Origin of the sequence: Bradyrhizobium septentrionale, assembly GCF_011516645.4 — a bacterium.
In the GTDB taxonomy this organism is placed as follows: domain Bacteria; phylum Pseudomonadota; class Alphaproteobacteria; order Rhizobiales; family Xanthobacteraceae; genus Bradyrhizobium; species Bradyrhizobium septentrionale.
On sequence record NZ_CP088285.1, the window covers coordinates 8,036,257 to 8,062,035 of the forward strand.

The 25,779-nt window shown below is 65.1% G+C and carries 24 protein-coding genes; 14 read left to right on the forward strand and 10 right to left on the reverse strand.

The window, feature by feature from the left end:
• Positions 1–135: 135 nt before the first annotated feature.
• The 4 genes from HAP48_RS40200 (at position 136) to moaC (ending at position 4,579) form a co-directional block, all read left to right on the forward strand.
• Positions 136–2,037: a peptidylprolyl isomerase gene (locus HAP48_RS40200; protein ID WP_166205330.1), complete on the forward strand. Its 1,902-nt coding sequence runs from the start codon at positions 136–138 to the stop codon at positions 2,035–2,037.
• A gap of 112 nt (positions 2,038–2,149) precedes the next feature.
• Entirely contained in the window at positions 2,150–3,163 is a 1,014-nt protein-coding gene (gene trpD, locus HAP48_RS40205; RefSeq protein ID WP_166205331.1) for an anthranilate phosphoribosyltransferase, read from the forward strand.
• Between the two features lie 65 nt (positions 3,164–3,228).
• Positions 3,229–4,050: an indole-3-glycerol phosphate synthase TrpC gene (trpC, locus tag HAP48_RS40210; RefSeq protein ID WP_166205332.1), complete on the forward strand. Its 822-nt coding sequence runs from the start codon at positions 3,229–3,231 to the stop codon at positions 4,048–4,050.
• 4 nt (positions 4,051–4,054) lie between these two features.
• On the forward strand, positions 4,055–4,579 hold the full coding sequence (moaC, locus tag HAP48_RS40215; RefSeq protein WP_166205333.1) for a cyclic pyranopterin monophosphate synthase MoaC: 525 nt from the start codon (positions 4,055–4,057) through the stop codon (positions 4,577–4,579).
• 17 nt (positions 4,580–4,596) lie between these two features.
• Here moaC and HAP48_RS40220 read toward each other — a convergent pair whose 3' ends face one another.
• Entirely contained in the window at positions 4,597–4,761 is a 165-nt protein-coding gene (locus tag HAP48_RS40220) for a Flp family type IVb pilin (RefSeq protein WP_166205334.1), read from the reverse strand.
• A gap of 661 nt (positions 4,762–5,422) precedes the next feature.
• On the opposite strand from HAP48_RS40220, the gene HAP48_RS40225 reads away from it, so the two are divergent.
• The gene (locus HAP48_RS40225) at positions 5,423–8,155 is read left to right on the forward strand and encodes a bifunctional diguanylate cyclase/phosphodiesterase (RefSeq protein ID WP_166205335.1); all 2,733 of its coding nucleotides are present in this window, start codon (positions 5,423–5,425) and stop codon (positions 8,153–8,155) included.
• A 120-nt stretch (positions 8,156–8,275) separates the two neighbouring features.
• Here HAP48_RS40225 and HAP48_RS40230 read toward each other — a convergent pair whose 3' ends face one another.
• Both HAP48_RS40230 and HAP48_RS40235 read right to left on the reverse strand, forming a co-directional pair.
• The gene (locus HAP48_RS40230; protein ID WP_166205336.1) at positions 8,276–9,634 is read right to left on the reverse strand and encodes a S41 family peptidase; all 1,359 of its coding nucleotides are present in this window, start codon (positions 9,632–9,634) and stop codon (positions 8,276–8,278) included.
• Positions 9,635–9,818: 184 nt separating this feature from the next.
• On the reverse strand, positions 9,819–11,006 hold the full coding sequence (locus HAP48_RS40235) for an NADH:flavin oxidoreductase/NADH oxidase (protein ID WP_166205337.1): 1,188 nt from the start codon (positions 11,004–11,006) through the stop codon (positions 9,819–9,821).
• Between the two features lie 186 nt (positions 11,007–11,192).
• On the opposite strand from HAP48_RS40235, the gene HAP48_RS40240 reads away from it, so the two are divergent.
• Entirely contained in the window at positions 11,193–12,290 is a 1,098-nt protein-coding gene (locus HAP48_RS40240; RefSeq protein WP_166205338.1) for a rhomboid family intramembrane serine protease, read from the forward strand.
• A gap of 86 nt (positions 12,291–12,376) precedes the next feature.
• Here the strand turns inward: HAP48_RS40240 and HAP48_RS40245 are convergent, their stop codons facing one another.
• Positions 12,377–12,526 carry a hypothetical protein gene (locus tag HAP48_RS40245; RefSeq protein ID WP_166205339.1) on the reverse strand — a complete coding sequence of 50 codons (150 nt, stop codon included), beginning with the start codon at positions 12,524–12,526 and terminating at the stop codon, positions 12,377–12,379.
• Between the two features lie 366 nt (positions 12,527–12,892).
• A complete protein-coding gene (locus HAP48_RS40250) occupies positions 12,893–13,909 on the reverse strand; it encodes an ABC transporter substrate-binding protein (RefSeq protein WP_224496796.1) in 1,017 nt (338 codons plus the stop codon).
• A 285-nt stretch (positions 13,910–14,194) separates the two neighbouring features.
• Between HAP48_RS40250 and HAP48_RS40255 the strand changes: the two genes are divergently transcribed.
• On the forward strand, positions 14,195–15,418 hold the full coding sequence (locus HAP48_RS40255) for an ABC transporter substrate-binding protein (RefSeq protein ID WP_166205340.1): 1,224 nt from the start codon (positions 14,195–14,197) through the stop codon (positions 15,416–15,418).
• Between the two features lie 53 nt (positions 15,419–15,471).
• On the opposite strand, the gene HAP48_RS40260 is transcribed toward HAP48_RS40255, so the two are convergent.
• Positions 15,472–16,383: an amino acid ABC transporter substrate-binding protein gene (locus HAP48_RS40260; protein WP_166205341.1), complete on the reverse strand. Its 912-nt coding sequence runs from the start codon at positions 16,381–16,383 to the stop codon at positions 15,472–15,474.
• Positions 16,384–16,515: 132 nt separating this feature from the next.
• On the reverse strand, positions 16,516–17,442 hold the full coding sequence (locus HAP48_RS40265; RefSeq protein WP_166205342.1) for a DUF3280 domain-containing protein: 927 nt from the start codon (positions 17,440–17,442) through the stop codon (positions 16,516–16,518).
• A 236-nt stretch (positions 17,443–17,678) separates the two neighbouring features.
• On the opposite strand from HAP48_RS40265, the gene HAP48_RS40270 reads away from it, so the two are divergent.
• Both HAP48_RS40270 and HAP48_RS40275 read left to right on the forward strand, forming a co-directional pair.
• On the forward strand, positions 17,679–19,124 hold the full coding sequence (locus HAP48_RS40270; protein WP_166205343.1) for a sensor histidine kinase: 1,446 nt from the start codon (positions 17,679–17,681) through the stop codon (positions 19,122–19,124).
• On the forward strand, positions 19,121–19,783 hold the full coding sequence (locus HAP48_RS40275; RefSeq protein WP_166205344.1) for a response regulator transcription factor: 663 nt from the start codon (positions 19,121–19,123) through the stop codon (positions 19,781–19,783). Before HAP48_RS40270 ends, HAP48_RS40275 begins: the two co-directional genes overlap by 4 nt.
• 14 nt (positions 19,784–19,797) lie before the next feature.
• Here HAP48_RS40275 and HAP48_RS40280 read toward each other — a convergent pair whose 3' ends face one another.
• From HAP48_RS40280 to HAP48_RS40290, 3 genes are read right to left on the reverse strand one after another with little or no spacing between them, the layout of a single operon-like run.
• A complete protein-coding gene (locus tag HAP48_RS40280) occupies positions 19,798–20,970 on the reverse strand; it encodes an MFS transporter (protein WP_166205345.1) in 1,173 nt (390 codons plus the stop codon).
• The gene (locus HAP48_RS40285; RefSeq protein ID WP_166205346.1) at positions 20,970–22,337 is read right to left on the reverse strand and encodes an NAD(P)-binding domain-containing protein; all 1,368 of its coding nucleotides are present in this window, start codon (positions 22,335–22,337) and stop codon (positions 20,970–20,972) included. The genes HAP48_RS40280 and HAP48_RS40285 overlap by 1 nt, the downstream gene beginning before the upstream one ends.
• Positions 22,338–22,383: 46 nt before the next feature.
• The gene (locus tag HAP48_RS40290; RefSeq protein WP_029080835.1) at positions 22,384–22,701 is read right to left on the reverse strand and encodes an ArsR/SmtB family transcription factor; all 318 of its coding nucleotides are present in this window, start codon (positions 22,699–22,701) and stop codon (positions 22,384–22,386) included.
• A 128-nt stretch (positions 22,702–22,829) separates the two neighbouring features.
• Between HAP48_RS40290 and HAP48_RS40295 the strand changes: the two genes are divergently transcribed.
• The 5 genes from HAP48_RS40295 to HAP48_RS50270 all read left to right on the forward strand — a co-directional run bounded on the left by HAP48_RS40295 (position 22,830) and on the right by HAP48_RS50270 (position 25,766).
• A complete protein-coding gene (locus HAP48_RS40295) occupies positions 22,830–23,192 on the forward strand; it encodes an ArsR/SmtB family transcription factor (RefSeq protein ID WP_166215588.1) in 363 nt (120 codons plus the stop codon).
• Between the two features lie 57 nt (positions 23,193–23,249).
• Positions 23,250–23,951, forward strand: a complete 702-nt coding sequence (locus tag HAP48_RS40300) for an aquaporin (RefSeq protein ID WP_166205347.1) — start codon at positions 23,250–23,252, stop codon at positions 23,949–23,951.
• Complete coding sequence (gene arsC, locus HAP48_RS40305; RefSeq protein WP_166205348.1) at positions 23,948–24,349, forward strand: arsenate reductase (glutaredoxin); 402 nt, start codon at positions 23,948–23,950, stop codon at positions 24,347–24,349. Before HAP48_RS40300 ends, arsC begins: the two co-directional genes overlap by 4 nt.
• A gap of 28 nt (positions 24,350–24,377) precedes the next feature.
• Complete coding sequence (locus HAP48_RS40310; protein WP_166205349.1) at positions 24,378–24,686, forward strand: hypothetical protein; 309 nt, start codon at positions 24,378–24,380, stop codon at positions 24,684–24,686.
• Between the two features lie 954 nt (positions 24,687–25,640).
• Positions 25,641–25,766, forward strand: coding sequence for a hypothetical protein (locus HAP48_RS50270; protein ID WP_275949001.1), 126 nt, complete (start codon positions 25,641–25,643; stop codon positions 25,764–25,766).
• Positions 25,767–25,779 lie beyond the last annotated feature (13 nt).

A 25,779-nucleotide genomic window follows, 5' to 3' on the forward strand; every position in this document is an offset into this window, starting at 1 on the left:
GAGGTTGCGGGGGGACACGAGCCACTTTATAAGCATTTTCAATTCGGTGACGCCCTGCTGCCGGACAAGAGGTCCCGACTTTTTGCTCCCACTTGGGCACGACCCGGTTCCCCACCTGCAAAACAAGTTGGACCCATGCTTCGAGGAATGCGGAAAGCCTCATCAAACTGGCTCGGCAAGACGATTATGGCCGTTGTGATGGGCGTTTTGATCGTCAGTTTCGGAATTTGGGGCATTGCCGACATTTTCAAGGGGTTTGGCCAGTCGACCTTCGCCAAGGTCGGCGGGACGGAGATTTCGGCCGAGCAGTTCCGCCAGATCTATACCGACCGGTTGCAGCAGCTTGGCCGCCAGTTCGGCCGTCCGCTGACGCCCGACCAGGCGCGCGCCTTCGGCATTGACCGCCAGGTGCTGCAGCAGACGCTCGCCGAGGCCGCGATGGACGAGGAAGCGCGCCGCATGGGCCTCAATGTGTCCGACGCCGAGGTGCTGCGCCAGATCTACAATGATCCGAACTTCAAGGGTCTCAACAACCAGTTCGACCCGCAGCGCTTCCAGGCCATGATCCGCAACTACGGCTATACCGAGGGCCGCTACATCGCCGAGCAGCGCCGCGTCGGCCTCAGGCGGCAGATCGCCGGCACTATCTCGTCCGGGATCGAGCCGCCGAAATCGCTGGTCGAGGCGCTGACCCGTTTCCAGAACGAGCAGCGCTCGATCGACTACATCACGCTCGGCGCCGCGCAGGCCGGCACCATCGACCCGCCCTCGCCCGAGGCGCTCGCCGCCTATTTCGAGGACCACAAGGTCCAGTTCCGCGCGCCCGAATACCGCAAGATCTCCTTCGTCGCGATCACGCCCGAGGAAATCGGCAAATGGGAGACGGTGTCGGACGAGGACGCCAAGAAGATCTTCGACGAGCGCAAGGATCGGCTCAGCACGCCGGAGAAGCGCGAAGTCTCGCAGATCGTGTTTCCGGACGCCGGCGAGGCGCAGGCCGCGCGCGGCCGGATCGCGTCGGGTACCTCGTTCGACGACATCGCCAAGGAGCGCAACCTCAATCTGGCCGACGTCAACCTCGGGTTGGTCGCGAAGTCGGCGATCCTCGATCCGGCCGTCGGCGATGCCGCCTTCGCGCTTCCCTCAGGCGACGTCAGCCAGCCGGTCCAGGGTCGCTTCGGCGTGGCGCTGGTCAAGGTCGGCAAGATCGAGCCCGGCGTGACCCCGAGCTATGAGAGCCTCGCGCAACAGGTCAAGAACGAGATCGCCTCCGAGCGCGCCCGCAGCAAGGTCGCCGAGCTGCGCGACAAGATGGAAGACGAGCGCGGCGGCGGCGCCAGCGTCATCGAAGCGGCGCAGAAGCTGAAATTGACCCCCGTCACCATCGACGCGATCGATCGCTCGGGGCGTCTGCCGAACGGCCAGGTCGCGACCAACATTCCGCGCGGCCTCGACGTGGTGTCGCAGGCCTTCAACAGCGACGTCGGCGTCGACAACGACCCGATCCAGTTCAACAACGGCTATGTCTGGTACGACGTGTTGGGCATCACGCCGTCGCGCGAGCGCAGCCTCGACGAGGTCCGCGACCAGGTCGAGGCGAAGTGGCGCGAGGACCAGATCTCCGCCAAGCTGCGCGCCAAGGCGACCGAGATCGTCCAGAAGCTCGACGGAGGCGCCAAGCTCGCCGACGAGGCCGCTTCTGCCGGCGTCAAGCTCGAGACCGCTGCGAACTTCAACCGCGAGGCCTCGCTGCCAGCCGTGCCGGCCGGCGTGATTGCGGCGGCGTTCCGCACCGCCAAGGACGGCGACGGACAGACTTCGGCCGCCGGCGGCAGCCAGTGGGTCGTGTTCCGCGTCACCAACGTGACCGTGCCGCCGGTCGACTTCACGTCCGATGCGGCCAAGCAGCTCACCGAGGCGCTGCGGCGCTCGCTGAGCGACGAGCAGGTCGCGCAATACGTCACCAAGATCGAGTCCGATATCGGCGTAACCATCAACCAGGCAGCCTTCGCACAGGTGACAGGCGCAAATAATTGAGCATGATCTAGGCCGCAGACGCTTTCCACGTTTGTCGCAGCGACAGCCGGTTCTCCGCGCGACAACGCGACGCGCGGAGATCAAGCTCCAACAACAGACCCTGAGCCAGCGAATGGACGACCTGAAATCGATCATCGGAAAAGTCGCCACCGGCGCCACGCTGACGCGTGAAGAAGCGGCGTCTGCGTTCGACAGCATGATGTCGGGCGAAGCCACGCCCTCGCAGATGGGCGGGCTGTTGATGGCGCTGCGGGTGCGCGGCGAGACCGTCGATGAGATCACCGGCGCCGTCAGCGCGATGCGCGGCAAGATGCTGCCGGTCAAGGCGCCGGCGGAGGCCGTCGACATCGTCGGCACCGGCGGCGACGGCTCCGGCTCGGTCAACGTTTCGACCTGCGCCGCCTTCATTGTGGCCGGCGCCGGTGTGCCCGTGGCCAAGCACGGCAACCGCGCGCTGTCGTCGCGCTCGGGCTCGGCCGACGTGCTGGCCTCGCTCGGGGTCAAGATCGATCTGACGCCGGAGCGCGTCGGACGCTGCGTCTCTGAAGCCGGCATCGGCTTCATGTTCGCGCCCGCACATCATCCGGCGATGAAGAATGTCGGTCCGACCCGGGTCGAGCTCGCCACCCGCACCATCTTCAACCTGCTCGGACCGCTGTCGAACCCGGCCGGCGTCAAGCGGCAGATGGTCGGCGTGTTCTCGCGGCAATGGGTGCAGCCGCTGGCGCAGGTGCTGAAGAACCTCGGCTCGGACAAGGTCTGGGTGGTGCACGGCTCCGACGGCCTCGACGAGATCACCCTCACCGGCCCGACCTTCGTTGCAACGCTGGAGAACGGCGAGATCAGGACGTTCGACGTGACTCCGGAAGACGCCGGACTCGGCCGCGTCGGCGGCGAGGCGCTGAAGGGCGGCGATGCCGATGCCAATGCGATCGCGCTGTCGAGCGTGCTCCAGGGCAAGCCGAGCGCCTATCGCGACGTCGCCCTGCTCAACGCCGCTGCCGCGCTGATCGTGGCCGGCCGCGCCAAGGACCTCAAGGAAGGCGTCGCGATCGGCGCGCAGTCGCTCGACAGCGGCGCGGCCGCGGCGCGGCTCAAGCATCTGGTCGCGGTTTCCAACGGCTGAGCATGATCCGAGAAAGTGGGAACCGGTTTTTCGAATCAGATCATGCGCAAGTAAGGCGGTAAGCGATGTCCGACATCCTGACCAAGATCGAGGCCTACAAGCGCGAGGAGATCGCCGCCGCGAAGCGCGCGCATTCGCTCGCTGAGGTCGAGGCGCAGGCGAAATCGGCCTCAGCCCCGCGCGGCTTCGTCCGCGCGCTGAAGGACAAGCACGCAAACGGCGACTACGCATTGATCGCGGAAGTGAAGAAGGCCTCGCCCTCGAAGGGGCTGATCCGGGCCGACTTCGATCCGCCGGTGCTCGCGAAGGCCTATGAGGCCGGCGGCGCGGCCTGCCTGTCGGTGCTGACGGACGCGCCGTCGTTCCAGGGCCATCTCGACTTCATGGTCGCGGCCCGCGCGGCGACCAATCTGCCGGTGCTGCGCAAGGATTTCATGTTCGACACCTACCAGGTGGCGGAAGCGCGCGCCCATGGCGCCGACTGCATCCTGATCATCATGGCCGCGCTCGACGATGCCGCGGCCAAGGACCTCGAGGATGCCGCCCTCGGCTACGGCATGGACGTGCTGGTCGAGATCCACGACCGCGCCGAGCTCGACCGGGCCCTGAAACTCCGCTCGCCGATGATCGGCGTCAACAACCGCAATCTGCGCACCTTCGAGACCACGCTCGCGACGAGCGAGGCGCTGGCGCCGTTGATCCCGCGCGACCGCCTGATGGTCGGCGAGAGCGGCATCTTCACGCCTGAGGATCTGGCCCGCCTCGAGCGCGTCGGGATGTCGACCTTCCTGGTCGGCGAGAGCCTGATGCGCCAGCAGGACGTCACCGCGGCCACCCGCGCATTGCTGACGCGGCAGGCCGCATCACGCGCCACCGGCACGCGCTGACGCGATGGCGCGGAAGAGCAAAGCCACAAAAGCCGAGCCGGTCGGGTCCGGCTCCGCCCTCACCCATATCGACGCCAAGGGCGATGCGCGCATGGTCGATGTCTCGGCCAAGCCCGCCACTGAGCGGACTGCCGTCGCCGAGGGCCGCGTGCTGATGAGCAAGGCCACGCTCGCGCTGATCGAGCAAGGCCACGCCAAGAAGGGCGACGTGCTGGCGACCGCGCGGATATCAGGCATCATGGCGGCGAAGCGGACCTCGGAGCTGATCCCGCTCTGCCACCCGCTGGCGCTGACCAAAGTCACGATCGATATCGCAACCGATGCCAAGCTGCCCGGCTGCATCGTCCGCGCCAGCGTCAAGGTGACCGGGCCAACCGGCGTCGAAATGGAGGCGCTGACCGCGGTTTCGGTCGCGTGCCTGACGATCTACGACATGGTCAAGGCGGTCGACCGTGGCATCCGTATCGAAGGCATTCATCTGATCGAGAAGATCGGCGGCAAGTCCGGGCACTATCGCGCCGGCGACTGAGTTGCCGGTGCGCTCGATTACTTCAGTGAGCCGCTGATCGAATTGAAGGTGCCCGACAGTTTTGTGCCGACGCCCTTCACCGCGGCAATGATGGCGATCGCGATGCCGGTTGCGATCAAGCCGTATTCGATCGCGGTGGCTCCGGTTTCATCGGCACAAAAATTCCGAACAAGCTTCTTCATGATGGCAACTCTCACGTGCTGAACTTCGCGGAATGACACGCAAACTACGTGCCGTCGCTGACGTTGAGCATCGTCATGGACTTAGATCGTAAACGGACGATTACGTCGACTTCACACTCGGCAAGGGATTCCGGGTAGCCGCACTGAGCGGCAAAAACTGCAGTTCCTCTTCGGGAACTTTTTGTCCCGTTGTCGATTAGCTCGACGCATCGATCTCGTGACGGTTATCGGTGGCAATTTCCGCGCCTTGTACGATCGCAGGATCTGATTGCAGGCCTGCCGCGCGCGGCAATCCCAAATCGGAACACTCAGGGCGATGACGACGAGGAGGATTTGGTGAAAGGATTGCTGATAGCCGTAGGAATTGTCTTTGTTCTTTACATAATGGATCAGAAATTTGCCCAGGGGCGATATACCGATGCTGTCCAGCGCATGACGATTCAGATGAGGCATTCTTTCGGGGTCTGAGATCGCCTCGGTTGGTGGCCTCTTCCAGATCGGTTCCGGATCATCTGGAGAGCCGTGGCTTCTCGCTGCCTCCATTAACCATTCGTTAACCAGCCTCGCTAACCGCAACTCCATCTCGTTTCGATACGACTTTCGCGGGCCGGAGGTGCACAGACCTACCTCCGGGTGAAACGCCTGGAAGCGATAGCGTCAGATGAAATCAAACGGCAGCGCCTCGTTCAACGTCGCCTCGGTGATCGGCCGCGGTCCGATCCGCTGGCTGATCCTCGGCGGCGCGGTGCTGATGGCCGCGATTGCGATCGGCGCGACCCTGATGGCCGAGAATTTCCGCGAGCGCGCTTTGCACAACAGCGAGCGAGAGCTCGAGAACACCGTGCTGCTGCTGGCGCGGCATTTCGACCAGCAGCTCGACGACCTCGAGGTGGTCCAGCGCGACCTGATCGCGTTCATGCGCGACAACGGGATCGCGACGCCGGAGAACTACCGGCGGCGGATGTCGGCCGCCGACATCCATGCGATGCTCAAGTCCAAGATGGACGCGCTGTCCAATGTCGGCAGCCTCAACGTGTTCGATGCCGACGGCGTGCTGATCAACAGCTCCGGCGCCTGGCCGCTGCCGCAGGCCTCTATCGCCGATCGCAGCTACTTCCAGATCTTCAAGTCGAGCCCCTACTCGCCCGACATGCAGGTCGCGCCGGTGGTCAGTCGCATCAGCGGGCTCTGGACCACCGTCATCGTCCGCAAGGTCACCGGTCCGCACGGCGAGTTCCTCGGCGTGGTCGGCCGCGGCATCGAGCCGGCGACCTTCGAGAAGTTCTTCTCGACGGTTGCGCTCGGCGAAGGCGCCGCGATTTCGATGCACCATCGCGACGGCACGCTGCTGGCGCGCTATCCCCATGCCGAAGAGCTAATCGGCAAGAATTTCCGCACCGGGCCGGTCAACCAGCAGCAGGTGTTCGAGCTGCCGCGGAGCACCACGCGGCTGGCCAGTCCGGTCGACGGCAAGGACCGCCTGGTGTCGTCGCGAGCGCTGACCAAATTCCCGATCGTCGTCGTCGCGACCACCACGACGGAAGCGGCGCTCGCCAACTGGCGCGAGCAGATCGCCATCCTGATCGCGGTGACCAGCATTTCGGTGCTGGCGATCGCGATCCTGCTGACCCTGGTGGTGCGCAAGCTCGTGCACCAGCATCGCGCCCAGCAGCAACGCCTGACGCTGGAAAAGCTCCGGCTCGACACCGCCGTCAACAACATGACGCAGGGGCTGCTGCTGTTCGACGCCGCGCAACGCCTCGTGATCTGCAACAAGCGCTATGTCGAGATGTACGCCCTGTCGGCCGACATCATCAAGCCCGGCTGCAGCTTCCGGGACGTCATCGTGCACCGCCACCAGACCGGCTCGTTCCAGGGCGACGTCGAACGCTACGTCAACATCGTGCTGCGCGACGTCGCTGTCCGCAACACCATGGTGATCACGACGCCCGACGGACGCTCGATCCAGGTCGTCAACGAGCCGCTGGCCGACGGCGGCTGGCTTGCGACCCATGAGGACGTCACCGAGCGCCGCCGCGCCGAGGAGCGCATCACGCATCTTGCCCACTACGATGCCCTCACCGACCTTCCGAACCGCGCGCCGTTCCACGAGGAGATCAAGCGCGAGCTGCCGCATGTCGCGCCCGACAGCCAGCTCGCGGTGCTCTATATCGACATCGACGAATTCAAGGGCGTCAACGACTCGCTCGGCCACATGGTCGGCGACGAACTGTTGAAGTCCGTTGCGCGGACCCTGAGCGGCGTGATCGGCGACGGCGATTTCGTCGCCCGGCTCGGCGGCGACGAATTCGCGATCGTGCAGACCGGGGTGAAGAACGAGATCGAGGTCACAGACCTTGTCGCGCGCATCTACGAGGCGATCCGCTTGCCCTATCAATGCCTCGGCCACCAGGTCACCACCGACGCCAGCATCGGCATCGCGCTGGCGCCGAAGGACGGCACCGATGTCGATCAGATCCTGAAGAACGCCGACCTCGCGATGTATGCGGCGAAGTCGGCCGGCCGCCGCATCTCGCGCTTCTTCGAGCCGGCGATGGATGCCGACGCCCGCGCCCGCCGCGAGCTCGAGATGGAATTGCGCCAGACCATCGCCGCGGGCCACGGGCTCGAAGTGCATTACCAGCCCTGCGTCGACCTGCGCAGCAACGAGATCACCGGCTGCGAGGCGCTGGTGCGCTGGCGCCATCCGCAGCGCGGCATGATCTCGCCGGCCGACTTCGTGCCGATCGCGGAAGAGACCGGCCTGATCAACCAGCTCGGCGAATGGGTTTTGTTGACGGCCTGCAAGGAGGCCGTGAACTGGCCCGATCATGTCAGGCTCGCGGTCAACGTCTCGCCGGTGCAGTTCCGCAGCGGCACGCTGGCGCTCAAGGTGATCGCGGCGCTCGCGGCGTCGGGGCTGTCGGCTGGCCGGCTGGAGCTCGAGATCACCGAGGCCGTGCTGATCCGCGACGACGAGACCGCGCTGGCCGCGCTGCATCAGCTGCGCGCCATCGGGATCCGGATCGCGCTCGACGATTTCGGCACCGGCTATTCGTCGCTGAGCTACCTGAAGCGCTTCCCGTTCGACAAGATCAAGATCGACCGCTGCTTCGTCACCGACATCGCCGATCCGCAGGGATCGGCCGGCATCGTCGAGGCCGTCGTCAACATCGCCGCCGAGCGCAGCATGACCACGACCGCGGAAGGCGTCGAGACCGCGCAGCAGCAGCAATTGCTGCGTGAACTCGGCTGCTCGGAAATGCAGGGCTATCTGTTCAGCCCGCCGAAGCCGGCGGCGCAAATCCGCGAGCTATTGGCCGGGCACCACCGTGGCCCCGCCGCGGGCGAAGGCCAAACAGGCAGGCGCCGGCCGATCGTTCGCACGGCCTGAGTTTCGGAAGCACTGGACTACCCATGACTCGTCATGCCCGGGCTTGACCCGGGCATCCATCACATCAAGAAGACGTGGATGGCCGGGTCGAGCCCGGCCATGACTACAGATATGTTGAGCCTAGTTCGGCACCGGCCGCTTCTGCGTGGCCTTGGTGTCGGCGTTCTTGGCGTCGGCGTTCACGGTGACGCCGCGGAGCTGGTTGAAGGCCGCGGCCAGCGCCTTGTCGTTCTTCTCATCCGGCGGCACGTAGGATTGCGAGCCGGTCTGCTCGGCGCCCTCGGCTGCAAGATGGCCGCGCATCTTGGCCTCGCTGATGATCTCGGAGCGGGTCTTGAACTCGTCGGGCACGTCCTGCAGCACCTCGATGTCGGGCTTGATGCCGAGCGCCTGGATCGAATGGCCCGACGGCGTGAAGTAGCGCGCCGTGGTCAGCGCCAGCGCACCGTTGCCGGTGCCGAGTGGAATGATCGTCTGCACCGAGCCCTTGCCGAACGAGCGGGTGCCGATCAGGGTCGCGCGCTTGTGGTCGTGGAGCGCACCGGCGACGATCTCCGAGGCCGAGGCCGAGCCGCCGTTGATCAGCACGACCAGCGGCTTGCCCTTGGTCATGTCGCCGCCATGCGCGGTGAAGCGCTGGGTCTCTTCCGGATTGCGGCCGCGGGTCGAGACCACCTCGCCCCGCTGCATCAAGGTCGAGGTCACCGACACCGCCTGGTCGAGCAGGCCGCCCGGATTGTTGCGGAGGTCGACGACATAGCCGGCGAGCTTGTCCTGTGGGACCTGCTTCTGGACGTCCGCGATCGCCTTGCGCAGGCCCTCGGTGGTCTGCTCGTTGAACGAGGTGATCCTGATGTAACCGATGTCGCCGCCCTCGACGTGATACTTCACCGGGCGGACGCGGATGATCTCGCGGGTGATCGAGACCTCGATCGGCTTGTCGGCATCCTTGCGGATGATCTTCAGCCGGATCGAGCTGTTGGGCGCGCCCTTCATCTTGTTGACGGCCTGGTCGAGCGTCATGCCCTGGATCTGGTCATCGTCGATCGTGGTGATGACGTCGCCCGACATGATGCCGGCGCGCGAGGCCGGCGTGTCGTCGATCGGCGCCACCACCTTGACGAAGCCGTCCTCCATCGTGACCTCGATGCCGAGCCCGCCGAACTCGCCATGCGTGGTCTCCTGCATCTCCGACCAGCCCTTCTCGTTCATGTAGCGGGAGTGCGGATCGAGCGAGGAGATCATGCCGTTGATCGCCCCTTCGACGAGCTTGGAGTCCTCGGGCTTCTCGACGTAGTCGCTCTTGATCTTCTCGAACACCTCGCCGAACAGGTTGAGCTGCGAATAGGTATTGGTGTTGTCCGAATGCGCGGCGGCATTGGCGGCGGCGAACAGATGCGCCCCCTGCGGCGAGGCCACGAGCAGGGTAAGACACGCACCCGCAACCGTCCCGAGGAAGAAGCCAACATGTTTGCGCATTATCCGCGATCCTTTTCGCTACCGGCCGGCAACGTTCCGCAACGTTCGCCTGCCCCACCCCGACGGGGGCACCACACAACGGCTTTTTGGTCGGATCAAGGCCGCCTTGTCATCGGACCATTACGGTCCTGTCACGCTGCCTTGGTCAGCTCCAAATCAGCATTTAGTCACCCCAAAGCCGGCCTCAAGTCAGCTCCCGGTCGGCCTCTGGCCCAGCCTCCCGCAACCCGTTCTGCCAGGTCGACGGCCGGGTCCCGAATCCGCGCTTGGCTCGCGTGCCCAACCAATAGCCAAACTGCGGAGGAACATTGCGAAATGGCCCTTCAACCCCGAGTTTTAGCGCGGCATCCATCGGCCAGTTGGGGTTATTGAGGATTTCCCGGCCGACCGCGATCAAATCTGCTTGTTTGCCACGCAGAATCTGCTCGGCCTGGTCACCATGAATGATCAGGCCGACCGCCATGGTCATGATATCGGCATGCCCGCGGACATATTCCGACAGCGGCACCTGGTAGTTGTATTTGATCTCCTTGCCGAGAATCGGCGCCATCTCGCTGATTCCGCCCGACGAGCAGTCGATCACATCGACGCCCCCGGCTTTGAGAATCGTCGCCAGCCGCGCGCTCTGCTCCGGCCCCCAGCCGGCATTGTCCTCGACCGACAGCCGCACGAACAACGGCTTGTGATCCGGCCAGTGCGCGCGCACGGCCTCCGTCACCTCGATCAGGAACCGCATCCGGTTGGATTCCGAGTTGCCATAGTGATCGCCGCGCTGGTTGGAACGCTCGGAGAGGAATTCATGCACGAGATAGCCATGGGCGCCGTGCAGTTCCAGCACCTCGAAGCCGGCCTCATGCGCGCGCCGCGCCGCCTGCCCCCAGGCCGCGACGAGATCCTTCACCTCATGCGTTTCCAGCGCCCGCGGCACCGGCCAGCGCTCGCTATGGGCAATCGCGCTCGGCGCCACCGGCGTCCAGGCGTCCCAATCCTCGATCTCGGCGGTGCGCTCCAGCGGGCGATCGCCTTCCCAGGGCCGGCTCGCACGCGCCTTGCGGCCGGAATGGCCCAGCTGGATGCCGGCGACCGCGTTCTGCTGCTTGATGAAGCCTGCGAGGCGGCTGAGCGGCGCGACGAACTTGTCGTCCCAGATGCCGAGATCGCCGATCGTGCCGCAGCCGCGCCGCTCGACCTTGGTCGATTCAACGATCACGAGGCCCGCGCCGCCGGCGGCGAACTTGCCGGCATTCATCAGATGCCAGTCGGTCGGAAAGCCCTTCTCGGCGGAATATTGGTGCATCGGCGGCACCACAATGCGGTTCTTCAGCGTGACGCCGCGGATGGTGATCGGCGAGAACAGCAGCGTGTCCGACATGGCTTCCTCATCTGGCGTCGTTACCCGGCGCGCCGGGCCGATATTTTGGCCGATCTTGTATTTGGCGCCGACGATATACGCACCGCGCAATAGCCGATAGGGGTGCGACGCGCGCCAAGCACGCGGGAGTAGCAATTTGAAAGCCGCTTCGCTACGCTGTGGAACCCACCGCTGCTGGCTGTCACCATGGCCACCTACCGCGCAAATCCCGGCTTCTTCGAAATCCCTCACGCGGCGGTCTACGCGCTGATGACGGTGACCGTTCTGGCGTCGGGGTTTTGCTTCATCCAAGCCGGCGGCGCATCCGCGCCGACAGAGCTGATGTTCCGCTATGGCGGGATGTACTCGGCTGCGCTGGCACGGCACGAATACTGGCGGCTGTTCGCCTACGGTTTCCTGCACGTCAACTTCATCCACCTCGCCACCAACATGCTGTGTCTCGTGCTGTGGGGCGGGCATCTCGAGCGGCGGGTTGGGCCGGCCTACTTCGTCATCATCTATTTCTGCGCGATGGTGTTCGGCGCCATCGTCGGCAATGCAATCCACGCCACGCCCTATCTGACGGTCGGCGCATCAGGCGCCACCTCGGGCATTCTGGGCGCGCTGCTGTGTTTGTGGATCCTCGGCAAGCTCGATGTCCGCTTCGACTTCTTCGCCATCAATATCGGGCTGAACATCGCGTTCGCGATCAGCAATTCGCGGATCGACTGGGGCGTGCATCTCGGCGGGTTCGCGGCGGGCTTGATCAGCTGTGCGCTGCTCGACCTTGTCGAGAAACTCAACGGCTACGTGCTGCGCTGCCGATTTCCGGAGGCCGTGAAGGTCAATCTCACGCTGCTCGCCAGCGCGGCCGCACTCGGGTTGTGGGCCGTCCCGGTGCAGACCGCGGCGGCAGGCTTGCCGGGATGGGCGATTGCCGCAGGCTTCGCCGCCGCGATCTGCGCCGTTGTCAAGCTGGTCGATCTCGCGCTGTCGATCAGGAAAGGCCTCGCCGCCGTCATCATCGCGCTCGCCGGTGCCAACGCGGCCTGCGTGGCACTCGGCGGCTGGGCGCTGGCAGCAACGTCGGCCTGTGTTGCGCGCCGATCAAGCGGGCCCGGGCCGTTCGAGAATCTGCTCAATGCATTCTGCGGCAATCCCCTGCTCGTGACCGCGCTGGTCGCAGTCGTCGCCGTCACGCTGACGCTGCTGCTCTGCTCAAAGGACATCTACCGCGGGATCGAGGACGTCGGCTTCGTCGGCAGTTCGCTACGCGCCGAGCGCAACCGCCGTCACGGGCTGTGAGCCGCGAGCAGCCACACCGGCAAAGCAGGCCGTCAACCGAAGCGGCGCCGGCTTGAAAAATGCCGGTGATCAGAGCCGTTCTGATCCTATTGAGCGGCTTTCCGGTTCGCGGACACGTCCGTCGGGCAGTTGGCCCCGCATTCAATCGGCTTCTTCTGGTCGGCAACCCGCCACACGAGCAGCGCGACCAGGACAATGACGGTGACGGTGAGCTTGGCCAATGCGTCGTGATTCAATTTCAGCTCCGCAGAACAATCGGCATAGCTAAGAAAATTAGTTGCATGCGAAATCGGGAGGTGTTGGAGGCCGGCGTCGTCGACCAGTCCCGACCTCGAGTCGGCTTGGTCGACGTCATCATGATACAGTCTTGGTACGGCCCGCAACCTTTTCAGTCTGCATGGCAGCACGGCACCGCCGGCCGCGGCCGTGCTGCAACACCACCTTCAACAGCTGCAGCCTTCACGCTGGGGTCGCAAATGACCGGAGTTCCACGCGAAGTGGAATCCGGCGGCGGAGATAGCGCCTTCCGGGAACCCGCACGCCGGTGACGCGGCGCCTGCCCGCTTGCCGCCTCACCCATATGGGCAATGTCGTTGCGGCCGTCAGGATCTCGCAAGCCTGGCCGCGCCGGCGGCGATCGCGTCGTTGAAGCTCGTGTCCCAGAATTGTCCAACCTCCGCGCGCGCGTCGAGCACGCCGAGCTTGAGGAAGGTATCGGCGACCTTCTGATGCGTCTCCGGCACGTCAGGCGTCACGCCGGCGAGCGAGAAGTCGTCGCTGCGGCGGGCGAACTGGTCGAGAATGTCCTGCAGCGGCAGATGGGTCTCCGCCACCTGCGCCGCCGCATAGAGGGGGAAATTCTTGTTGGCGAACGCATAGGCGCGCTGGATCCGCAGCAGGAAATCGGCCACGGCGGCGTGGCGCAGCGGATCGTCGACCGCCTTCGGATTGGCGTAGATCGGGAAATTGCCGGAGAGATAGCCGACGCCGGTCTTGAGCAGGCGCGCGCCCTGCTTGGCGATCGCGAGCTGCCCGTTATAGCCGTAGATCGCCCAGGCATCGAGCTTGCCCGAGGCGAACGCCGAATAACCATCCGACGGCGTCAGGTTGATGGCCTCGATATCGCCGAAGGAAAGCCCGGCCACCTCGAGCTGCTTGGCGAGGAAGTAATGCGCCGTTGTCGCGCGCACGTAGCCGACGCGCTTTCCCTTGAGGTCGGCAATGGAATGGATCGGCGCGTCCTTTGCCGCGACCGTGACCTGAATGTTGAGATCCTCATGGGTGACGGCGATGAAGCGCACCTTGGCGTTCTGGCGGGCGGCGAACATCGCGGGAATCTCGCTGCCCGATCCGATATCGAGCGCATCGCCGTTCAGCGCCTCGATGTGGAGCACGCCGTTGTTGAGCTCCTTCCACTCGATCTTGTACGGCGTGTTGTCTTCGCCCGCTGCCTGCAGCAGCGGACGCCAGCCGCCCTTGTAATAGGCAACCCGCAGCGTCACCCCGCCGAGATCGGGACCCCCGCCCGCCCCGCTTTCCGCGCGAGCACCGCTCGCAATCAGGCTTCCGGCCAGCACGCCGAGCGCGGAACGTCGAGAGAGAGAAAATGGCGTGGTCACCGGCGCGGGCTCCTGATCAGCAATTGCAACGTTGCAAGCTTAGGAGAAAACCGGCCGAAGTATATGAGACGCTATTTCGTTTTTCGCATCGACTGCAAAAGACCATTCCAAGGATTGCGGTCCCTGCGCGGCAAACCGCTCTTCGGCGACGCAAACGTAGCCCGGATCGGCGAAACCGATATCCGCCGCCGCCCTGTCCGTGCCATCTTGTTGATCTAGGTCAATGGGCAGGTGCGGAAGGAACCGAATCTAGGGAGCGGTGGCTGCCTCGCGCGAGCTCTTCCCATGGGTATCTTGATCCGAACTCTGCTGGCCGGCGCCGTCGCGCTGGTGTCGCTCGGCGCCATCACGCAGCAACTGCGCGACCAGGGCGTTTCCGACACCGAAATCCGGATCGGCAATGTGATGCCCTATAGCGGCACGCTGGAAATTTTCGGCCAGATCGGCAAGGCGGAAGCCGCCTATTTCGACATCGTCAACGAGCGCGGCGGAATCGGCGGCCGCAAGATCCGCTTCATGTCCTACGACGATCTGTCCGATCCTTCCAATGCCATGGACCTCACGCGCATTCTCGTCGAGACCGACAATGTCCTCCTGATGTTCGGTTCGTTCGGAACGCCGGGGAACCTGGCCGTGCGGAAGTACCTCAACGAACGGCAGGTCCCGCAACTCTTCGTTGCCTCCGGCGACCAGCAGCTGAGCGATCCGTCGGTCTATCCGTGGACCATGGGCTGGCAGCCCTCCTACCGCGAGGAGGGTCGCATCTACGCCAATTACATCCAGGCTTTCTATCCGGGGAAGAAGATCGTGGCGCTCTGGCAGAACGACCAGTTCGGGCGGGATCTGTTCAAGGGGTTGGAGCAAGGACTGGGTGATGTCGCCCATAACATCAGGGTCGACATCGCCTATGATGTCGACGATCAGCATCTCGACGGCCACGTATCGGTCCTGAAGCGATCGGGGGCCGAGATCTTCGTATTTGCCGGGGTGCCGGAGAATGCCGCCAAGGTGATCCGGGCCGCGGCCGAACACGGCTGGCGGCCAGTGTTCATCGTCAACCAGATGGCGGCATCGATTGAGACGGTGCTGAAGCCGGCCGGCATGGAGAACGCGACCGGCGTCATCACCGCCGCCTTCCTGAAGGACGCGAGCGATCCGGCCTGGAAGGACGAGCTCGGCACCGGCGCCTGGCGCAGCTTCATCGAGAAGTACACGAAAGCCGGCGGCAAGGATGACGCTGCCGCCGTCTATGGCTATGCCGCCGCCGAAACGCTGGTCCAGGTGCTCACGCAATGCGGCAACGACCTGTCGCGGGAAAACGTCATGAAGCAGGCCGCCGCGCTCAGGGATTATCAGGCGTCCGCGTTGCTCCCCGGCATCAAGATCAACACCGGTCAATCGGACTTCCGGCCGGTCAAGCAATTGCGGCTGTTTCAGTTCGATGGCCGCGGCTGGCAGTCGATCGGCGATGTGCTCGATACGGCGTTCGGCGACCCAGGCAAGAAATAACGACGCGGAGTTTTCCAATCCGCGCGCGCGCTCGCGCGCCCCGCAGGCCCGAGCTACTTCGGAACCTCATACACGTCGGGATCGAAGCTCGAGCTCGGATGGGCGAACGCATTGCGCAGCGCCGGCGAGATCGGGACGTTGTAGTTGATGCCGTTCGGCGGGGTCGGCTGCTCCAGCCACCTCTTGTACATGACCTCGATCTCCGGGCTCCCGTAGAGCTCCGCCGTCGCGCGGTCGGCGAGCGCCTTGAACGGCGCATCCTCCCGGCGCAGCATGATCCCGAACGGCTCGGCCTTCGAGAACGCCTCCTCGCTGATCATGTAGAGCGCCGGCTGCTTCGACCGCGCGATCGCCACGGCGAGCTGGACGTCGTCGAGCGCGTAGGCCTGGGCGCGATCGGTCTCCAGCATCAAAAACGCTTCGGCCTGGTCCTTGGCCGGGAGAACGGTGATGCCGAGCTTGCGATCCGTATTGACCCTGATGAGCTGGGTGAGGTTCACCGAGCCTGCAACGGCGGTGACCGACTTGCCCTTGAGGTCGTCGATCGTGGTGATGCCCGCCGATTTCTTGGCGGCAAAGCGCGTCGCGCTCAGGAAGTGCGAGTTGGTGAAGGTCACCTGCTTCTGGCGCTCCGCGCTGTTGGTGGTCGCCGAGCAGTGCAGATCGATCGTGCCGTTGACCATCAGCGGGATGCGGTTCGACGAGGTCACCGGGAGATAGTCGACCGTGATGTCCGAGATGCCGAGCTCCTTCTTCACGGCATCGACGATCTTGAGGCAGATATCGAGCGCAAAGCCGATCGGCCGCTGATTGTCGTCGAGATAGCTGAAGGGAACTGAGGCTTCCTGAAAGCCGAGCGTGACCTTCCTGGTCTCCTTGATCTTCTGCAGCGTGCCCGACAGCTCTTCGGCGGCCACGGGGCTCGCGGCGAACATGAGAGCGAAAAGGACGGCGGGCAAACGCATCGGCGGCTCCTGTGCGGGGATCAATGGCGGTGATAGCCCACGCACAGGCCCGGAGGTAGATGACGATGTGTCTAGCAGCTATCGCGCTTTGCGATTGCAGCCGCGGCCGCGAGACACCCGCACCGGCTGTGACTACCGCTGCGCCCCGCCCTCGAGCAGCCGGTCGCCGACCAGATGCACCGCGCCACGGGTCCAGGAATAATCGGCGCCCATCCGCAGGCCGCTGTCGCCGCGTGAGATGACCGCGCCGCTGCGGGCGTCGCGCAGCTGGAAGCCGACCGTGTATTCGGTCCGGCTGACCCGCCTGATCACGCCGATCAGCGCTTGATCCGCGCCGAGCTTCTGCGCAATCGCGGCTTCACAGCCGTCGCAATCGCGCAGCGCACGCGCCTTGACGGGCTCCGCGGTCACGCCGCCGGTATCGACCAGGCGGTAGCGGCCCGACTGCGCCAACCGGTCACGCACGCCCCTGGTGACGTCGGCCAGATAGGCTGCATCGGAGCCGGCAAGGCCGGACGCCGGTGCCGCAGTGGTGTCCTCGAGCTCGAACTCGAACACCGCAAGCCCGATCGGCGCAGCAGTGGCCGTCGCTTCCGGCGGCAGCGCGGCCGCAAGGGCGCCACGCACCTCGCGCGACAAGAACATCGCCGCGTGGTCCCATGCCTCATCATTGTCGCCACGAAACGTATAGAGCCTTTCGTAGAGCACACGGGTCGCGCCGGCATCGATGACGGCGACCTTGGCCCATTGCACCAGCGTGCTCGTCTTCTGCACGCCGCCGATAACCTTGATCCGCGCCTCGTCCGCGGGCAAAACCAGGCGGTAGCGCGGCTCCGCGGCGACATCGGCGCGCAGCCTCCGCATCAGCCCATCCAGCCGCCGCTGGTGCGCAGCGGTCTGGTCGATCACCTCGCCCGAGGTGTCGACATAGCTGAAATCGTCGATGCTGACGCTGAGCGCGGACGCCGCCGCTGCGCCGGTCTCGGCGCGTAGAGGACAGCTTCCGGCGAGCAGGCCGATCAGGGCAAGGGCGTGCAAAGCGAGACGGGACTGGCGCATGTATCCGGGCCTTTCGGGTGCTGGTGCGGCGGGTCGGTCGCAGCCTAGGCCGGCTGGCCGGCGCGCCGCAGCGGAGCGGCTCCCGGCCGGTGCCGGGAAAATTTCACGACGATGGTCCGCAGCCAAAGAACGCCCAAGGCGGCGCTTCTCGACGCTCCCGTTCTGCCGTTTAATGTGCGTGACGGCCCTGCCCGCCACCGGGCGCCGAGGGCCGTCTGCGACACGAGGATGCGCCGATGTGGATTTGGTCCGGAAGCGATCTGAAGCTGCGGCTGACCTTGCGCGTGGCCGCCGTGTCGACGCTGTGCTTTGCCGCCATCTCAGGCTACTTCCTGATCGACTCCGACCGCGCGGCGCGCGCCAGGATCGCTGCCGTTGCCGATGTCGCCGCCAGGACGCTGGAGCTGCAGCACAACAAGATCCAGTGGATCAACAGTCCGCGTTCCGAATTCCCCGATCTCGACAGCATTGCCGCCACGGTCATGACGCCGGGGCTCTGCCTCGCCTTTCGCAGCAACAGCGGCGAGATCAGCCAGCGCTTCTGCGGCGGCGCGCAGACCGACACGGCGGCGCCGCCGCTGGCCTTTGCGGCGCTCTACCGCCGCCTGTTCGATCCCGGCCGCGAGGCCGCGCGCCCGGTGGTGTCGCGCGGCAACGCGATCGGCGAGGCTGTGGCCTGGGTCGATCCGGCGGTGCCGACCGCCGAGGCCTGGCACGATGCCGGCCGGCTGATGGCGGTGTTCATGATCGCGCTGCCGCTGCTCTGCGCCCTGGTCTATGCGGCGCTGTCGCGCGCGCTGCGTCCGACGCTGTTGATCCGCGACGGGCTGGAGCGGATCGCCGCAGGCGACCTCGCCGCGCGGCTGCCGCCGTTCGATCTCGCCGAACTGTCGGCGATCGGCGACGTCTTCAACCAGCTCGCCGAACGCCTCGCCGCCGCGCTCTCCGATCGCAACGCGCTGACGCAAAAACTGATCCTGGTGCAGGACGAGGAGCGCCGGCATCTCGCGCGCGAGCTGCATGACGAGTTCGGGCAGTCGCTGGCCGCCATCCGCGCGCTTGCCGCCTCGGCGCGCCAGACCGCGGCCCAGGATTGCCCAGCCCTGCTCGCCGAATGCGACGGTATCGCGCGGACCGCGACCGACATGATGGAGACGTTGCGCGGCGCCCTCTTCAGGTTGCGGCCGCCCGATGTCGACGAACTCGGACTTGCGGCGAGCCTCGAGGGCCTGATCGCCGGCTGGAACGGCCGCAGCCGGGGAGCGCCGCGGTTCGAGATCGCCATCTCGGGATCGTTCGAGCGCCTTCCCTCCTCCGTCAGCGCCAATCTCTACCGCATCGTGCAGGAGGCGCTCACCAACGCGGCCAAGCACGCCGGCGCCACGCGCGTGATGCTGCGGCTTCAGATGCGCGAGGCGGCTGCGGGCGGCGGCGACGACGAAATCGCGCTCGCGATCGACGATGATGGCCGGCCCGGCGATCCCCAAGGGAATCCCCAAGTCGATCTCAAAGGCGATCCCCAGGTCAAGTCCGGCATGGGCCTGCTCGGCATGCGCGAGCGGGTCGCCGCGCTCGGCGGGCGGCTGAGCTTCGAGGCCGGACAGCCCAACGGCTCTGCGCTCCGCGTCATCGTTCCCGTCATTGCCAGCCGGGAGGCCGCACCCGTGGAGCGCGCGGCATGAGCAATCCGGCGCGAACCATCATGCTGGTTGACGACCACGCCGTCGTTCGCGAGGGCTACCGGTCGATGCTGCAGAAGCAGCCAGGCCTCTCCGTCGTCGCCGAAGCCTCCGACGGCGTCGAGGCCTACCGCCTCTACAAAGAGACCCAGCCCGACCTCGTGATCATGGACCTGTCGATGCCCGGCATCGGCGGCATCGAGGCGATCCGGCGCCTCAGGCAGTGGGACAAGCGTGCAAAGATCCTGGTGTTCACCATGCACCAGAACGCGGCCTTTGCCGTGCAGGCGATCCGCGCCGGCGCCAGCGGCTATGTCACCAAGACCAGCCCGCCGGAGACGCTGGTGCACGCCGTGATGGATGCGCTGTCGGGCAAGATCGCGATCAGCCCGGATATCGACCACGAGCTCGCGCTCAGCCACCTCGCCGGCGAGACCGCAGCCGCCGATCTGCTGACCGCGCGCGAGTTCGAGGTGATGCGCATGCTGCTCGCGGAGAAGACCACCGACGAGATCGCCGCGGCGCTGCACGTCAGCCCCAAGACGGTCGCGAACCTGCATTCCCTCATCAAGGACAAGCTCGGCGTCGGCACCGATATCGAGCTGGTCCGCCTCGCGCTGCGGCAAGGCATCCTGACGCAGATCGATCTCGGTGAACGCTGAGCCTGCGGCGGCGATCATTCCGCGGGTGCGGATGCACGTGCCGAAGATGTGCGAGGCAGCAACGCCAGGGCGATCAGTGCCGACAGGCTGAGCCCTGCCGACACCACGACCACCGCCCGTCCCATCGGCTCGATCAAGAGCCCAAACGCCAGCGGAGCCAGCGCCTGGCAGATGCGGGACGGTGCCCCGATCAATCCGAGCCGGTAGGCATAGTTCTCCGATCCGAAGATCGCGAGCGGTAGCGTTCCCCGCGCAATCGTCAGGATGCCGTTGCCGGCGCCGTGCAGGAGCGCGAACGCGGCGGCGGCACCGCCGCCGAAGATGCCGATCACGCAGGCTCCGATCGGATGGGTGATGCAGGCCAGTCGCGTCGAGAGCAGCGGATGGAAGCGGCTGAGCAGGCTCGCCTCGAGAATGCGCGCACCAACCTGCGCCGGACCGATCATCATCCCGGCGAATACGGCCTGCGCCGGCGTCGCTCCGAAGGTTTCCACGATCCGCGGCAGATGCGCGGCCATCGCCGACGTCACCGTCCAGGCGGCGGCGAATGCGAAGGAAAGCACCACCATGGTCCGGTCGATCGGAATATGCGGTTTTGCGGGCGTGCCTTGCGAAGATACCGCACGTAGCGTGCGCGGCAGCAGCAGATTGAGCGGCAGTCCGATGACGAGGTGCGCAATCGCCCAGGCGAAGCAGGTCTCCCGCCAGCCGATCGTGGCGAGGCCAAGCGAGCTCAGCGGCCAGCCAACCGTGCTGGCGAATCCCGCAATCAGCGTGATGCCCGTGATCGAGGCACGCGCATCGGCGCCATAGATGCGTCCGAGCGTGCCGAACGCCGCATCGTAGAGCCCGAGCCCCATGCCGATGCCGAGCAGCAGCCACGCCGCCGACATCGTCCACACCGACCCGGACGCGCCGAGCAGAGCTAGCCCGGCAGCGAGGACGACGTTCGACGCACAGAGCACCTGCCGCCCGCCGACGCGATCGATCTGCCGGCCGACCCGCGGGCCGAGCAACCCGGAGATCACAAGCGACGCAGAGAACGCCGCAAAGAACCAGTTGCTGGAAATCCCGAGGTCGTGCGCGATCGGATCGGCGAGTATCGCGGGCAGATAGTAGCTCGACCCCCAGGCCAGTGTCTGGGCCGTGCCAAGCGCGCCAATGATGGTTAGTCGGCTGCGGTCCATCAGGAGCAGCCACAACCGGCGCGACCGGCCGCCTTGGCGGATGCGTCATCCGCGCAGCAAGCGTCGGCTTGAACAGGAGCCGGACCGCCGCAGCAGCTGCCGGCAGCGCCAGCGCCTTCGACACCCCCGCGCGTACAGACACCTGTCTCGGGCAGTTCCAGCTCTACGCGTTCGGCCGCTTCGCGGTCTCCCGCGATATCGGCGGCGATCGAGCGCACCTGTTCGTAGCCCGTGATCATCAGGAAGGTCGGCGCACGGCCGTAACTCTTGATGCCGGCGAGGTAGAGGCCGGGATCGTCCTGAACCAGTTCGCGCGCGCCATGCGGCCGCACCGTTCCGCAGGAGTGCTCGTTCGGATCGATCAGGGGAGCCAACGCGATCGGCGCTTCGATTGCCGGATCGAGGCGCAGACGGACCTCGCCGAGGAACGACAGGTCGGGACGAAAGCCGGTGGCGACGATCAATTCGTCGACAACGATGCTGCGTCCGCAACAGGCCGCGGATGTCGCGACCCGGAGCCGGCCATCCAAGCTGCCGATCGCGGCAACCGGAAAGCCCGCCTCGACCTGAACACGGCCCGAGGAAACCAGCGAAGCAAAGTGCGCGCCCAATTCGCCCCGGGCGGCCAATTTGTCATTCGCGCCGCCACCGAAGGCTTTCGCAGGGTTGGTGCCACGAAGCAGCCAGATCGGGGGCGTGCCCGGCGACTGCTTCGCCAGCTTCGTCAAATCGGTCAGCGTGCCGATCGCGGAATGCCCGGCCCCCAGCACGGCAACCGCCCTGCCCGCATATCGGCCCCGGTCCTTGCCGAGCACGTCAGGCATTCCGTAGTTGATATTCCCTTGGGCCTCGCGCTCCCCGATCGCGGCAAGCCCGTTTGCACCAGCCGGGTTCGGCGACGACCAGGTGCCGGAGCTGTCGATCACGGCGTCGGCGCGCAGCGTCTCCGGACCTCTGCCGTTCTGATAGCGAATTTCGAACGGCGCCTTTTCGCGGTCCTTCGTCTTGGCCCTGTCAAAGCCGGCACGCGACACCGCGGTGACACGGCTCGACGTCCGGATCACGTCCTTGAGCGGCGTCCGGGTCGCGAGCGGAATGAGATACTGATCGAGCAGTTCGCCGCCGGTCGGGTACACCTTGGGATCGGGCCGATTCCAGCCGATGTCAGCAAGCAGCCGCGCGGCGGCTTGATCCACATTGTATTCCCAGGGCGAGAACAGCTGAACATGCTGCCATTGCCGAACCGCATGGCCGGGCTCGGCTCCGGCCTCCAGCACCACCGGCGTCATGCCGCGCTCCATCACATGCGCCGCAGCCGCAAGGCCGACCGGACCCGCTCCGATGATCGCGACCGTCTTTGCTGGCATCTGCTCATCCCATCTTTCTGGAATTATCGAATGCCCGACAAAAAAATCAGGCCGCCGTCTGCGCCGCGTTGCATTGCGATTCCTCGACGCAACACTCCGCCACGAGGAAATCCACCAAGGCTTGCATTGTGGCGTATTCGGCATGGCAGACCAGCGTGGTCCCCTCGCGCAGCTGCGAGATCAGGCCAACGGAGACCAGTGCCTTGACGTGATGCGACAGCGTCGACGCCGGAATCTTCAGCCGCTCCTGCAGGCGCCCCACCGGCATGCCGGCATGTCCGGCGCGGACAAGGGCTCGGTAAATCTTGAGCCGGGTCGGATTGCCCAGCGCTTCCAGGCGTGCTGCTGCGTCGTCGATCTTCATCCGCAAAGCATGCGTCCTCGCCCGACCTCCGTCAATCGATATTTCTAGAATATTCGAAATATATATGATGCAACCGTTTGAGGCGATCCCGCTTGACCTCGCTGCAATACTTCCATATATCCGGATATATGGAAACAGAAGAAGCCGTCCTGGCTCTCGCCGCCCTTTCGCAATCGACCCGGCTGGAGGCGTTTCGGGCGCTCGTCAAACACGAGCCCGAGGGACTCGCGGCCGGCGACCTCGCCCGCCTGCTGGAGGTGCCGCAAAACACCCTGTCGGCGCATTTGTCGATCCTCACCCGCGCACGCCTGGTCACCTCCGAAAGGCGAAGCCGATCGATCGTCTATCGCGCCAACCTCGACGAGTTTCGCAACGTCGCGGTGTTCCTGCTGCGCGATTGCTGCGACGGACGGCCGGAGATTTGCACGCCGGTTGTCGAGAGCTTGCAGCCATGTTGCCCACCGCAGCGAAAGGAGCGAACGCGTGGCTGAGCAAGGCGCGATCGATTTCGCCGGCCGCGCAATTCATCCAGAGCCCAGGGCCAGTTGATGGACACGTTCGACCTTCCCCGGCGCCTTGCCGCCGAAGCGCTCGGCACCGGCATTCTCGTTGCGACCGTGGTCGGATCCGGCATCATGGCCGAAACCCTGACCAAGGATGTCGCTCTTGCGCTTCTCTGCAACACGTTGCCGACCGGAGCGATCCTCGTCGTCCTGATCACCGTGCTCGGTCCGATTTCCGGTGCCCATTTCAACCCGGCCGTTACGCTCGTCTTTACCGGCCGGCGCGAGCTGCCGGTGAATGAGGCCGTGCTCTACATCGCAGCGCAGATCGCAGGCGGCGCCGTCGGCACGATGGCGGCGCATCTGATGTTCGCTCATCCCTTGATCGACCTGTCGATGAAGGTCCGGACCGGCGGACCGCAGTGGTTTGCGGAAGCCGTGGCCGCCTTCGGCCTGGTCGCCACCATTCTGGCCGGCATCCGCTTTCAGCGCGCGGCCGTTCCCTGGCTGGTCGGGCTCTACATCACAGCCGCCTACTGGTTCACGGCATCAACGTCGTTCGCCAATCCGGCAGTTGCGATCGCACGCTGCCTCACCAACACGTTCGCCGGTATTCGGCCCATCGACCTTCCGGGGTTCGTTCTCGCCGAGCTCTGCGGCGCGATGGCCGGCATGTTACTGATGAACTGGCTGCTCGGCCGTCCCAAACTGCGCGGCGGCGTTGCCATTGCGGAGACACGACCATGACCGTCACGATTTATCACAACCCGGATTGCGGCACCTCGCGCAACACGCTCGCGATGATCCGCCAGAGTGGCACCGAGCCCGTCGTCATTGAATATCTCAAGACGCCGCCGTCGCGCGAAAAGCTCAAGGAGCTGATTGCCGCGATGAGAATCCCCGTGCACGCCCTGCTGCGCGAAAAAGGGACGCCCTACAAGGAGCTCGGTCTGGACGATCCGAAATGGACAGACGAGGAACTGCTCGATGTCATGCTGGCGCATCCCGTTCTCATCAACCGGCCGATCGTGGTGACGCCAAAAGGTGTGCGATTGTGCAGGCCATCGGAGGCGGTCGTCGATCTTCTGGACTCACCGGTTGGACGGTTCGTGAAGGAAGACGGCGAAGTGGTTGAGGCGCGATGAAGTGCTGATGCGGCCAATGGAGCGACCGATGCTTTGGACCGCAACCAACCTCTACATCCAAATCGTTGCCGGATTCATTGGTGCTCATCTCGTCGCCGCGGTGGTGCGCGACCACGCATTCGGGTTCTGGGGCCACAGCGCGGCGGGCCTGATCGCTAGTGCGCTGGGAGGTTACTTTCTGCAAAGCTATGCAGCGACCGTGGTGATGGGCAATGGCGCTCTCAACGAGTTGCGACCTGCCGACAACTTCTTCCTCCAGGCCGCTACGGGCGCCACGCTGGGCGGCATGGGTATGCTGGCCATCGGGATGCTGATGCACCGGCCCAAGAGCGATTGATCGGCTCTGGTTCGACGAGCAGCCTCACGTGTGGAACAGTGCGACGTTATCGCTAGCCGGCGCTTGGGAGGCTACTGCCCATGCATGGCCGGTTCCCCGGACAAGGCGCAAGTTCCTCGGAAGGAGCCGGGAACGGACACGGACCCACGTTAGTTGAACAGAATGATTTTCGAAGATGGAGCGCCATCACCGTGACCCGGAAGACCTTGCAGGCACGCTCTGAGCAAGCGCTCGTCGTCATCATTCTCAGCACCGGCGCGCTCATCGCCTATTTCGGCCTGGCGCTTTCGAGGATGTGAGAGGCTGCGCGGCAGCATTCAGGTCGCATTGGTGAGCCAAGCATCTTCCGCAAGCGGTTCGCCGGCCCCAAAGTCAAAGTCCTCGCAGGCTTCGCGGCGCCAGCGGGTTTGGCCCTTGCTGTTGAAATCCGCCTTGCACTACTTCTGGAGCTTCTGGAAAGTCTGGTCGGCATCGGACGGCGCCTCGCGCTCGCCCTCATCGCCCGTACCGTAGCCGCCCGCGTCGTTAAGCATCGAAATTCATCCGCTCGGATTGAATTTCGGTCCTAGCATTGGGGTGGAAATGATTTTCCCGGCCGCTCGACCACCCTCCCGCGCTCAGCGAAAAGAGCGCGGATAGGGAGCTATCGAATTGACCGAGCTATCAATTTTTTCAGTCGGGTCTCTACCGACGCAACCGGGCGTCGGCCTGACTTGTGAATCGCGCAGGATTTCCCTCGTCTGCTCAGACGCTTACCGATATGCCTCTGCGTCGCGCTGGGCATCAGCGCTCTTTTCTCATGAGCGCTGATGGGCCGCCTCCTTTGACATCTTATTGACTTTACGTCGGTTCTCACTTTTTTCGTTAAGCCTGATTGCTTGAGGCGCGGATCGAATGTCACCCATTAGGCAGCGCCCGCTTGGGCCGCCACATTCTTGCAGAGGGAGACAGATCGTGAGCGAAACACCGCGCATCGAATTCAAGTTTGTAGGAGCATACATTCATGCCGAAGGCATTGCAGGCATCATCGGAGCAGTTACGATTGCCGCCACTGTGTTGGCTTTTTACTTCGGAAGTTGAAGCCGGAGACGCG